Annotated in this window: 11 protein-coding genes; 5 read left to right on the top strand and 6 right to left on the bottom strand. The window is 41.3% G+C overall.

Annotated features, from left to right (window positions below; genetic code table 11):
* The 5 genes from AAEZ02_RS14710 to hemC all read right to left on the bottom strand — a co-directional run.
* A partial coding sequence (locus tag AAEZ02_RS14710) for a retention module-containing protein (RefSeq protein WP_351123732.1) occupies window positions 1–1,307 on the bottom strand: 1,307 nt, incomplete at its 3' end.
* A 397-nt stretch (window positions 1,308–1,704) separates the two neighbouring features.
* Window positions 1,705–2,874: a heme biosynthesis HemY N-terminal domain-containing protein gene (locus tag AAEZ02_RS14705; RefSeq protein WP_101032988.1), complete on the bottom strand. Its 1,170-nt coding sequence runs from the start codon at window positions 2,872–2,874 to the stop codon at window positions 1,705–1,707.
* A complete protein-coding gene (locus AAEZ02_RS14700) occupies window positions 2,871–4,142 on the bottom strand; it encodes a uroporphyrinogen-III C-methyltransferase (RefSeq protein WP_124014049.1) in 1,272 nt (423 codons plus the stop codon). The genes AAEZ02_RS14705 and AAEZ02_RS14700 overlap by 4 nt, the downstream gene beginning before the upstream one ends.
* Before the next feature lie 85 nt (window positions 4,143–4,227).
* Entirely contained in the window at window positions 4,228–4,947 is a 720-nt protein-coding gene (locus AAEZ02_RS14695) for a uroporphyrinogen-III synthase (RefSeq protein ID WP_101032986.1), read from the bottom strand.
* Between the two features lie 25 nt (window positions 4,948–4,972).
* Window positions 4,973–5,902 carry a hydroxymethylbilane synthase gene (gene hemC / locus AAEZ02_RS14690; RefSeq protein ID WP_101032985.1) on the bottom strand — a complete coding sequence of 310 codons (930 nt, stop codon included), beginning with the start codon at window positions 5,900–5,902 and terminating at the stop codon, window positions 4,973–4,975.
* Between the two features lie 296 nt (window positions 5,903–6,198).
* On the opposite strand from hemC, the gene AAEZ02_RS14685 reads away from it, so the two are divergent.
* Window positions 6,199–8,658: a class I adenylate cyclase gene (locus AAEZ02_RS14685; protein ID WP_351123729.1), complete on the top strand. Its 2,460-nt coding sequence runs from the start codon at window positions 6,199–6,201 to the stop codon at window positions 8,656–8,658.
* Between the two features lie 71 nt (window positions 8,659–8,729).
* On the opposite strand, the gene cyaY is transcribed toward AAEZ02_RS14685, so the two are convergent.
* Window positions 8,730–9,065: an iron donor protein CyaY gene (gene cyaY / locus AAEZ02_RS14680; protein WP_101032983.1), complete on the bottom strand. Its 336-nt coding sequence runs from the start codon at window positions 9,063–9,065 to the stop codon at window positions 8,730–8,732.
* 79 nt (window positions 9,066–9,144) lie between these two features.
* Between cyaY and lptM the strand changes: the two genes are divergently transcribed.
* The 4 genes from lptM to AAEZ02_RS14660 all read left to right on the top strand — a co-directional run bounded on the left by lptM (window position 9,145) and on the right by AAEZ02_RS14660 (window position 12,197).
* Entirely contained in the window at window positions 9,145–9,327 is a 183-nt protein-coding gene (gene lptM, locus AAEZ02_RS14675; protein ID WP_198554847.1) for an LPS translocon maturation chaperone LptM, read from the top strand.
* A 20-nt stretch (window positions 9,328–9,347) separates the two neighbouring features.
* Window positions 9,348–10,592: a diaminopimelate decarboxylase gene (gene lysA, locus AAEZ02_RS14670; protein WP_124014051.1), complete on the top strand. Its 1,245-nt coding sequence runs from the start codon at window positions 9,348–9,350 to the stop codon at window positions 10,590–10,592.
* Between the two features lie 40 nt (window positions 10,593–10,632).
* Window positions 10,633–11,460, top strand: a complete 828-nt coding sequence (gene dapF / locus AAEZ02_RS14665) for a diaminopimelate epimerase (RefSeq protein WP_101032980.1) — start codon at window positions 10,633–10,635, stop codon at window positions 11,458–11,460.
* A gap of 107 nt (window positions 11,461–11,567) precedes the next feature.
* Window positions 11,568–12,197, top strand: a complete 630-nt coding sequence (locus AAEZ02_RS14660; RefSeq protein WP_101034757.1) for a DUF484 family protein — start codon at window positions 11,568–11,570, stop codon at window positions 12,195–12,197.
* Window positions 12,198–12,345: the final 148 nt, after the last annotated feature.

Below are 12,345 nucleotides of genomic sequence, written 5' to 3'. Positions count from 1 at the left end.
GTGTACGAGCCATCAGCGTTAAGAACTAAAACACCGTCATCCAGAGTCACTTCGGTACCGGCAGAATAAGTCTGGCCGTCAACTTCAAAGCTCACTACGCTTAAATCTGAATCAACATCGCTGTCGTTATCTAATACGTTTCCGGTGGCGGCAGTATCTTCTGCAACGCTATTGCTGTCATTAACAAGTACAGACGCATCATCAACAGGCGTAACTTCAATCGTTAGTGTCGCGGTAACACCAGTATTGGTGGTATAGGTGATGACAGGGACTTGGCCATTCCAATTTTCATTTGGCGTGAACGTGTACGAGCCATCAGCGTTAAGAACTAAAACACCGTCATCCAGAGTCACTTCGGTACCGGCAGAATAAGTCTGGCCGTCAACTTCAAAGCTCACTACGCTTAAATCTGAATCAACATCGCTGTCGTTATCTAATACGTTTCCGGTGGCGGCAGTATCTTCTGCAACGCTATTGCTGTCATTAACAAGTACAGACGCATCATCAACAGGCGTAACTTCAATCGTTAGTGTCGCGGTAATGCCAGTATTGGTGGTATAGGTAATAACCGGAACTTGACCATTCCAATCTTCATTAGGAGCAAAAGTAAAAGAACCATCAGGATTGATAACGAGCACGCCACCTTCAAGCTCGATTTCTGTACCTGCAGGATAGGTTTGACCATCTACTTCAAAACTGACTACGCTTAAATCTGAATCAACATCGCTGTCGTTATCGAGTACATTGCCAGAAGCAACTTGATCTTCGTTAACTGTAATGACGTCATTTAATAAAATCGATGGGGAATCATTTTTAATAACAATTTCTTCTTGAGTCACTGCTGTTGGGGCAGCAGTTTGTCCTGTCGTGTCGTAGCCTGCATTTGCAATTGTCTCGCCAGCATCTCGTGTTACAGCAACATAACCAGAATCACCTTGGTTGACAGTTGGGGTGCCAGCGGCAGTTTCTGGTAAATCTTCAGTTGGGTCTTCGCCAGATGCAATCAATGCCTGTAAGGCTTCTATTTCATCCAAAGATTGTTGATCTGCTGCTTGTCCAACAATCGCATCATTATTAGTATCAGCTGGTGTTATGAGTGATTCATCATTAGGAGTATTAGCACTATTAAAAATAGTACCGTCATCAAAAGTTATAACAAAACCAAGCTCATCACTGCTAGCGACTATTGCGCCTGCCGGAGCTGTCTGACCAAGTTGTAGTTCCTTGGTTTCATTGTTAATAGTTATTGTCACCGAACCTTCTGAAGCAGAAAGTATTCCATTCTTTGATGTAGTCATCGATCCCATTTGAAGCTCCCAACAGCTTTGATACACTTAAGATATTAATAGGTTAATATGCAAAGTATCTGCGTATTAACCTATCAGTATTAACATTAAAATAAATAGTATTAACATTAAAATAAATTTAGAAACAATCTACTAAGAATAATATCATTGGTTGCTAAAATAGTCAATTTTTTGACGTTTAATAGATTGTTAACTAAGGTGTTGAATTTGATATATAAAGATATTATTATGATGTCTATTCTAACCATGTTGTACGTTTTAAGTCACGATAAGTTCACTATTTTGGATTAACTCTTCTGTCTATATATCGGCCTAATAAACAAAAAGTTAACAAATTTAACAAAAAAAGCCTGCAAATTGCAGGCTTTAAGTGTGTACCAAATAATAAAATCACTGTTTACATGATATTAGCCGCGTTGCGATAGCTATGGGCCGCAGTAGAGTTTTCACCCAACTGTTCTTGTGCTTGCGCCAACGCGAGCCATGATTGATGAGTGGGTGCTATGCGACATACGTTTTGCCAATGAATTTTGGCTTGTTTAGTGTCACGACTTTGAATGGCAAGTTTTGCTAGGCACATTTGATAGTCAGCATCATTTTCATGAGAGGTTTCTAATCGGCCGAGTAATTTTCGTATATCTTGATCTTGTGCACTAATTAAATCTGGTATTGCCGAAAATAAAGCCGCCGATGGCGAAGCGTTAACTTGTTTATGAATTAACTTTATCGCTTGTTCTTTGTGACCATACTGAATAAGGCCATGAGCATAAGCTAATATTAATTCATCTTGTTTACGTTCTGACTTATTTAACCAATGCCAACATTTATTCAACTCTGCTTCAGAGGTTTTTGCTGCATTCAACATTAAAATATTGTTCGTTTTAGTGTTTAATTGACTCCACTCCGTTTCAGCTAACAATTGGCGCTTTTTCAAAATAGGTAACAGCAACTTTAATGCCTGCCAATCCTGTTGCTGTAGATATAATTCTTGAGCCAGTTTCAACACTGGGGCACTGCTTTTACTTGTGGGGCTGAGTGTATCTAGTATTGCACGGGCTTTAACGAATTCACCCTGCTTGATTAAATAACGAGTACGCGAAGTATATACCGCCGTTTTTGCGATAGGGTGGACCTCTGCTTGAGTTAAATAATGATCCCGCGCGGTGATATCACCTTGATAGTGTGCTGCTCTGGCCGCTGCAAATAAGTTTAATACTGGAATTTCACCTTTTTCAGCACCTTTAGCCATGGCTCGTTCTGCCGCTGGCCAATCTTCTTCTGCCAGTGCTAAAGCGCCGATTAAAGTATGTTTTTTAGCCGCTTTTCTTCGCCATTCTTCTGGAAGATATCGGCTGCTTAGTACGATATTTAATAGAAGGACGATTAACCACTCGAGTAATTGCAGCGCAAAATAAAATACAATTAATCCAATCACTCCTACTACTAAACTGGTTTCGACTTGGTAGTCGCCAATCGCGATATACACGTAACCACTTTGCCCAACAATAAGTGGACTGAGACACAGTCCAATTAAAATGAGCACCACATAAACTAGCGTCTTAATCATTGTGCAGGCTCCTCAGTAGGCATAATCTCACCATAGATAACGAGTTGCTGCAGTAGTGGCGATGCTTGAAATTTATTGAGTGTAATTTTGTCAATCTTAACCTTGGCAAGTTTATCTAAAGACTTAATCGTTGCTTTGGTCTTTGGATCCCTTAAATCAAAGTACTGTTGTAACCACTTGTCTGCTAAAGAAATAGACTGTTGATAATTCACTTGATCAAAACGGTACAATGCTAATTGTGCTTGCAGTAATTTGTTGCGAATGTTTTCGACCAAATACCACTGTTGATCCGGTGACAATAGCGGTTCTAAATCAGTAGTACGTTTACGGATAGTGATGAAGCCATCAGTTAAATCATGCCAAGTACGGGCCAGGTTCTGTTGCCAGTCGTCAATTGAGTCCGTTACTGGAGGGGTATTTTTGGTTGCAGCAAAATTTTCATCAACACGATTTAACGTTAATTGTGTTAAGCCATCGATAAGGATATCTAGGTCAAAAATAGTATTGGTTACGTCTGTGGTTTTTAATGCTTTAACGTTGGTGATGTCATCAGCTAAGGCCTTACGCAGAGATGTTAATGCAGGATCTTTCATGGCGCTGATGCGCTCATCTGCTGACTGTAATAAACCAATTGCAGTTTGTGGATCATTTTCTAACCACAGCTTTCGGCCCGCCATGCGCACTAGGTATTCCGCTTCTGATGCCATCCAATGGTTAGGACTGCGCTGGGCAATAATGGCGACGCGTTCTTGCAATTGTTTAGTTGATTGCTGCAGATCGGCCAACTTCGCATAAGCTTTGGTATCGTTTGACTGTTGTTGATCTAGTGTACCAATGCGCTTATTGGTTGCCATTGTCGTTTGTTGTAATTCATCTTTTAACGATTTATTTTGTGTTACTTGCTCAGTGAGACTTTGTTCCAACTGAGCTTGGTCATTGCCTTGTTGATCAAGCTGCAAATAGAGCCAATAACAAGCTGCGATAGCAATAATTGCCACGATTAAACTGAACAAGACTCCAAGGCGGATCCACCAAGAGCTAGGTTTAGCTTTGCGTCGGCTCTTATTTACAGGAGAATTTACAGGAGAATTCACAGAGGATTTTGCAGAGGGATTGGACTGATTATTATTGGTTTTGTCAGCAGACTGCTGGCTGGTCGCATTGCCTTTTTTGGCCTGTGCCGGATTGTCCGTTGGACTTGGCGCAGGAGACATAACGTTCTCATCCTTGTGTGCTGGCGAGTTTGGATCTTTTTTATTGTTTTCCATGAACAGTCCTTGAAAGCAAAAATACAACCAATAAAAGCAATATTAATAAATGCGTGTCGATGCAACATAACAATACAATAACAAATTATAAAGCAAGACTCGTTAGTATAGCTTGAGTATTGGCTCCATTTGCATTGGTAATATGGCTCAATCCCATTGCTTTAGCTTGTAACTCGACGCGATTACTGGGGACTATGATATGACATGCACGTAACCATGCAAATAATTCTTTTGGTACAAGCTCGATTAAATTGGATAATGTTTCACCACTGGTAATCACAATGGTATCTATCCCAAACGATTTCCAGTGTTGAGTTATCTCTTTGCCGTCAAGTTTTGGTAGCGCGCGTTGGTAGACCTGCCAGTAGCTCACATTGGCGCCACGTAGTTGTAACTGTTCAGCGAGTGTTTCTCGTCCGCCTAAGCCTCGAACAATAATAAATGATTGTTTTTCGACATGCTGTAATTGGGGCAGTGACAATAAGCCTTCGCTATCTTGACTGTCTTCTGGCGAGCTAACGGCATGGATATTATATTGGGCTAGGCTATCTGCCGTTGCTTGACCGACAGCAAAATAACGGCAATATGAGGGGAAATTGTTGTGGAGTTTTTTTGCCGCAAAATCGACGGCATTGGTACTAATAAATAATAAATTATCAGTTTGGTCTAGTACGGCGTTAGTAATCGATTCGTTTGTATCAATGATCGCTAAAAGTGGAGTAACAAGATAAGCAACATCTCGACGTGAGAGTTGCTCCTCCATTGCTTGATTGCGCCCGAGTGGGCGCGTTAACAAGACTTTCATCGTCTGTTATCTTGATGACAAAATATTAACGGGCATACACAGCATCTAAAATAGTTTTAGCGCCGCGACTGATTAAATCTTCCGCAAGAGATTTACCAAGCGCTATACCATCCTGCTTAGCGCCCGATACTGTGCCATGGACTATTTGGCTACCATCAGGATTACCGACTAAACCTCGTAAGGTTAAGGTATCACCGTTAATTTCAGCAAAAGCACCAATAGGGACTTGGCATCCGCCTTCTAAACGGGAATTCATTGCTCTTTCAGCAAGCACTCTATAACGGGTTTCTAAATGTTCAAGTGGCGCTAATAATGCCTTAACGCGCTCATCATCGGTACGGCACTCAATACCCACCGCACCTTGGCCATTAGCTGGAAGTGACTCTTCGGCAGAGATAAAACCTGCAATACGGTCATTCAATTTTAAGCGTATTAATCCTGCAGCTGCCAAGATAATGGCTGCGTAATCACCGCTGTCGAGCTTGGCTAAACGGGTGCCAACATTACCGCGTAAATCTTTGATCACTAAATCAGGGCGAGCGGCTCTAATTTGGCACTGTCGGCGTAAACTTGATGTGCCTACCACCGCGCCCTGAGGCAATTCGCTGATAGATTTATAATTATTTGATACAAAAGCATCGCGTGGATCTTCACGTTCGCAAATAACTTGAAGCCCTAACCCTTCTGGAAAGTCTACCGGCAAGTCTTTCATTGAATGCACTGCAATATCGGCACGATTCTCAAGCATGGCAACTTCAAGCTCTTTAACAAACAGTCCTTTGCCACCGATTTTAGCCAACGGAGTATCTAAAATGACATCACCTTTGGTGCTCATCGGCAATAGTTCAACGGTTAATCCAGTGTGAATGCGTTCAAGTTCAGCTTTGACAAATTCAGCTTGCCACATTGCCAGTGGACTTTTACGTGTTGCGATACGAATTATATTTTCAGACATTGTAGTAGATCCATCAGATAGCCTCATTGAGGTAATGCTATCATTGCTCAAGCGATGATGTAACAAATCGATGGCAATTGTTTGAAGTCTGTAGAGCTTATTCTGGGCCTAGATCCTCGATTAACTTCTGGCGAAACCAAAAAAAGTGCTACCATTATCACTGTTTTGGCGAAAACGTGAGGTTGGTTGGCTTTATTGGTGGTAATTGTAATAATAAATTAGTTTCTTATAATTATTTGTTATTAACGGTTTGTTTTTAAGCGTTTGTATTAGCCAAAGTATAAAGGATGTGAGTCTTGACCGATAAAACGGCATATTATCAAAAGGATCTAGCTGAGAAACTAAATAGCATCAGATTGACTAGAGTGCTTAATGTGTTGCCTGATTTACAGCAACATTTATTTCATCTCATCCCATTTTTAATTCAATATAATCAAATAGATGTTTCTGACATTATTGATCCTAAGACGCCGTGTGGAATACACAATTTTATATTGTCAGACGCGATGATTTCAGCATGTGATGCCTTGAGTTTACCTATTTCGGAGGCTATTGATTCAAGTGCTACGGCTTTTGAAGGCATATATGCCATGGGTAGCACTGCCAGTTTTGGACAAAACCCGCAAAGTGATATAGATATCTGGTTGGTTTACAACAGTAATCTTACCCAAGACCAGCTTAACTTAATCGAATATAAGAACAAACTCATTACTGACTGGTTTGCCGGTTTTGAGTTTGAAGTTAACTTTTATCTTGTGCATCCCATGCAATTTAGAGAATGCAGCGCATTTGATAATTGCCAGTCAGTAGGCATAGAACACAGTGGTAGTAGCCAACATTGGCTATTGTTAGAAGAGTTTTACCGCTCTCACATTCGACTCGCAGGCAAAATTGTTGCTTGGTGGCCCGATGCCGATAGTCAAGATACTGAATCTGATCCTAACTTACTGTATCTTGGTGATGTCAATTCATTGCCAGCAGGAGAGTATTTTGGTGCCTCATTATGGCAGCTTTATAAGGGCTTAAATAAACCTCATAAAGCTTTATTAAAAGTGTTACTGCTTGAAACATATGCTTCTGAATACCCACATACCCAGATGATAACCCAGCAAATTTGGCAATATTGCCAACAACAAGATTTTAGTGTTGATAACGATGCTTATTTACTGCTTTATCAACGTATAGAAGCTTACTTGATTGCTCAGGGAGAGCATAATCGTTTAGAAATTGTCAGACGTTGTTTTTACTTAAAGTCTGGCGTTACGTTATCGTGTGTATCACCTCATAGTGCGACAGACTGGCGGGTTGAAAAAATTAACAGTCTCGTTAAGCAATGGGGGTGGAGCCATGAGTTAGTTGCCACATTGGATAATAGCCCTTATTGGCATGCCGGCCAGTTAAAATGGTTCAATCAGCAGCTCAGTGAACTGCTATTAGTCAGTTACAAGAATCTATTAAAATTTGCCTCGAAACAAACGCTAAGTGAACGTATGCGGGTTGAAGAACTCGGCTTGTTGGCGCGTAAATTACACACTTATTTTAGTCATGATGACCATTTGTTGCAGCCTCTAAATCGTTTATGGAGTTTATCGACCGCGGAAAAGTCGTTAACGATCCGCCATTGCTTAAAGACATCACGATTTTATTTATATCGTCAACCTTATGACGAACTGGATCAATTTCAAGTCGATACTCGTTATCAACAAAACGCCTTTGATAATCATGCTATACACGATGCTGACAACATATGCAGCCTAGTTGCGTGGTCAGTGATGAATGGTCTGGCAACTTCAGAGACTCATTGGTTTCAAGTTGGGCGCAATAAAATGCGCGCCGACAAGCTAGGCTACCTTTCGCGTAAATTGATCCCTATCATGCATCATGTGCCCACGGTGTCTAAGCGCGATTTATGTGAGCCATGGTTTTATCAAAAAATTGTGTTTATTGCGAATATGGATGGTGATCCGACGACTCAATGGTTTGGACCTGAATCGATGCTGGATTATGCAAATGCCACTGTTTTATCCCTAGGTCAAACTAAACAGAATATGTTGTCATCAGTTGCAATCGTTTGCTTAGACAGTTGGGGTGAATGGCAATGTCATCGTTTTAACGGTCACACCGCATTACTTGAAGCGATTTCATTTATTATATTGGGATTAAAGCGTTCGAATGAACAAGTTGATTTATCGATTATTAGTTGCTCAGCCAAGTTAAAGCAACAGATTTTCAATCAGCTCAAAACACTGCTGTTACGTTGTTATGGTTTAATGAAGAAGGCGGATCAGACGAATACATTGATGCATTCAATAACGATTGGTGATCAACGATACCGTCTGTATTTTAATTCTTTAGGGATGATGTATCGTAAACGTGACTCGATGGCTCATAAAAAGAGTGATGAAACTTATGTGTTGCCGCGGCCTGATTTAGCGGATGATCCTCATTCGAGTGCGCCATCGGTGATCTACCAATATACAGTGATGGGTGCGAAACAGTACTTTTTACATAAACGTAATCAAATGCTGGATGTGTATATCGCGGATGAAATTAATCAGCTTGAGCATTTACAATATCAACATACTAACATCAATGATTTTGTTGCCCAAGAAAGTCACTTATACGTATTTGACGAGAAAAAACAACGACATCCTGTTTTTAATATGCCGCAGTTTTTCCAACTTGTACGCATAGAAGGTGAATTAACCGTTATGCCCTTTGGTTTGTCAAAAGATGAGATGGGCTCAGCATTTTAAGCATAAGCCCAATATCAATCACTATTTAATAACTCACTCAATCGCTATCACAAACTCAAACAATGGGACATTTATGGGTTTATCTTGAGCACAATACCGCTTTGCTTGTTAATTGCATCAATCACGAAAGGCATAAATTCCAACCCATTACGGGTATCTAACCATTTTTCGTCATTATAATTAAAGTGATAGCCACCAGATTTCGTGGCTAGCCAAATTTCATGAAGCGGTTCTTGTTTATTGATGACGATTTGCGAACCATCTTCAAAAGCCAACTGCAAAACATTGCCGCTTGCATTGATATCGACATCGGCATCTTGCTCGTCAATTGCTTTTTCTACCGCGTTTTCTATCTCGGCAAACATTTCATCGGCTAATCGATGAAATTCAGTATCTGTAATAGCCATGTATTTCTATCCTTTGCTTTCTGCGTTATGAATGCGATTATAAGTCCATTATTAACTAGATGCACAGATGTTGAGAAAAATGAGACTGCTTTTATTTATTATGCTTGCTAGCCTATTCGTAACCGCATGTGGTCAAAAAGGGGTTTTGTACAAAACACCTGAGCCAGTGGTCAATAAAGTCGCCCCAAAATCTGCCAGCACAGATGTGCTAAAGCAAACAGAGGAACTCGACTCTCAATCCTCAATTTCACAACAAGAATAGCATTTATAAGGGACCGTATTTTGGATTACTTTTCTTATCAAAATAATTCACTATTCGCAGAAGACTGCGATGTAGCAAAATTGGCCAAGACTCATGGCACGCCGCTGTACATATATTCTCGTGCCACATTAGAGCGTCATTGGCATGCCTTTAATAATGCCGTTGCTGATCATCCTCATCTTATTTGCTATGCAGTGAAAGCCAATTCAAACCTTGCGGTATTAAATGTATTGGCCCGTTTAGGCAGTGGTTTTGATATTGTCTCTGGCGGTGAGCTCTCGCGTGTGCTGCAAGCGGGCGGCGATCCTAACAAAGTGGTTTTTTCTGGTGTGGGCAAAACCGTTGCCGAAATGGAGCAAGCTCTCAACATCGGGATTTACTGTTTTAATGTTGAGTCGAGTGCCGAACTTGAACAGCTCAATGATGTTGCCGGGCGATTAGGGAAAGTGGCACCTGTTTCGTTGCGAATTAATCCTGATGTTGATGCCGGTACTCATCCTTACATTTCGACAGGTCTTAAAGAAAATAAATTTGGCATCGCAATGGATGAAGCCGAAGTGGTTTTTGCCCGTGCGGCTCAATTAGCTCATTTACATGTTAAAGGGGTTGATTGTCATATTGGTTCTCAGCTCACTGAAATAAAACCTTTCTTAGATGCGATGGATCGCATGCTTGCGTTGATAGACCGTTTAGGTGAGCTAGGTATTGAGATAAAACATTTTGATGTAGGTGGCGGCTTAGGCGTGACTTATAACGCTGAAACCCCGCCACATCCCGATGCTTATGCTGCAGCATTACTTGAACGATTAAATGGACGTAAGTTAACGTTAATTTTTGAACCGGGTCGTGCGATTGCGGCTAACGCAGGTATTTTCGTCACTCAAGTGCTTTATTTAAAAGAAAACAGCGATAAGCGTTTTGCGATTGTCGATGGGGCAATGAATGATCTTATTCGTCCATCACTTTACAGCGCATGGCAAAATATTATTCCGGTACAACAAAATGATGCGCCAACGTTTGCTTATGATATCGTAGGCCCAGTGTGTGAGACCGGTGACTTTTTGGGTAAAGACAGGCAGTTAGCGGTAAAAGCGGGTGACTTCTTAGCGGTTCGCTCTAGTGGCGCTTATGGTTTTGCGATGGCCTCAAATTATAATTCTCGCCCAAGAGTCGCTGAAATTATGGTTGATGGTGGTGATGATTTTGTTGTTCGTCAGCGCGAAACGCTACAACAACTTTGGCAAGGCGAACATTTATTGCCATAGGCAGTAAGCTAGCGGCATAACGTTTTATAAGGAAACTTTTGTGATCCATTTCACTAAGATGCACGGACTGGGTAATGACTTTATGGTTGTTGATGGCGTAACACAAAATGTGTTTTTTTCGCCTGAGCAAATTCGCCGTCTTGCAGATCGCAATTTTGGGATTGGTTTTGATCAACTACTGTTGGTCGAGCCGCCCTATGATCCTGATTTAGATTTCCATTATCGCATCTTTAATGCCGATGGCAGTGAAGTTGAACAGTGTGGCAACGGTGCTCGCTGTTTTGCTCGTTTTGTTCGAAATAAAGGCTTAACCCAAAAAAATAAAATTCGCGTGAGTACTAATTCAGGCAAAATCACTTTACGGATTGAGCGTGATGGTAACGTGACAGTCAATATGGGTGTACCTGTTATCGAGCCAAGCCAAATTCCGTTTAAAGCCAAAAAAAGCGAAAAAACATACTTACTACAAACCTCAATGCAAACTTACCTATGTGGCGCTATTTCAATTGGTAATCCACACTGTGTCATCGACGTCGAGGATGTGCAAACCGTGGCCGTTGATGAAATTGGTAGTATGTTAACCCGTCATGAGCGCTTTCCTAAAGGCGTGAATGTGGGCTTTATGCAAGTCATTACCCCTGGACATATTAAATTACGGGTATATGAGCGTGGTGTGGCAGAGACGTTAGCTTGTGGTACAGGAGCCTGTGCCGCTGCAGCGGTTGGGCAATTACAAGGTAAGCTTGATAAGCAGGTGAGAGTTGACTTACCTGGTGGTAGTTTAGTGATCAATTGGGACGGTGAGGGTAAACCTCTGTGGATGACTGGACCGGCTGAACACGTATATGACGGACAAATACAATTATGAGTGACATTACCACTGAAGCCAGTTTAACCAATGAGGCCACTGACGATACTGTTAGCAGCGCTCAAGCAAAAGATATTAATTCAATTGGCCAAGATCTTGGTGCCGATATGATGGTGAGTATGCAGCAAGCGCCGTTTGATGAAATGTTGATCCGCGAATACTTATTGGATAATCCTGACTTTTTTAATCGCTATCCTGAGCTGTTAGTCGCCATGCGTATACCGCATACTGAACGCGGCGCGGTATCATTAGTTGAACGCCGACAAGAGCTATTGCGTCAACGAGTGGGTCAGCTCGAAGAAGAAATTACTTCGCTAATGAATATTGCGACTCATAACGAGAGAATATTTAAATTTAATACTGAGTTATCGTTTAAAATGCTTGCGAGCCAAGACTTGGGTGAGCTGCGTCTAGTGCTGTCAGAGGGGTTAAAAACCGAGTTTGGCTTTAGTCATGTCAGGTTGATTACTGTGCACGATATCGACAGTGAATTAGCTAAGATTTGGCGTCATCGAGTCCAAAACGGTTATTACTTTGGCCGGTTAACCCAGTCAGAATCTAAACGTTTGTTTGGTAGCGAAGTCGGCTCTGTGGCATTAACTAAATTATCTGATGAAAATGGTCAGGTGATATTTGCCATCGCAAGTAAAAATCCAACCCATTTTCATCCCGACATGGATTCGTTGTTATTTAGCCAATTGCGTCGTTTGCTGGACCATATGTTGCCGCAACTGTAATCGTTAATGCCAAGTGTATTGTTTAGGATACACGGATTAGGTCAATCGTTTGTAACCACTTAGTCGCCATTCTCATTTGAGATGTTGGTATCAAAATGTAATCTAAATGCTCAGGACTAAGTCATTTATGCTTAGTTCAAGGCAAAAA

The sequence above is a fragment of the Shewanella sp. T24-MNA-CIBAN-0130 genome, from assembly GCF_040310185.1.
GTDB classification, from domain to species: domain Bacteria; phylum Pseudomonadota; class Gammaproteobacteria; order Enterobacterales; family Shewanellaceae; genus Shewanella; species Shewanella psychromarinicola.
This window is presented reverse-complemented; position numbering and strand designations above follow the sequence as displayed.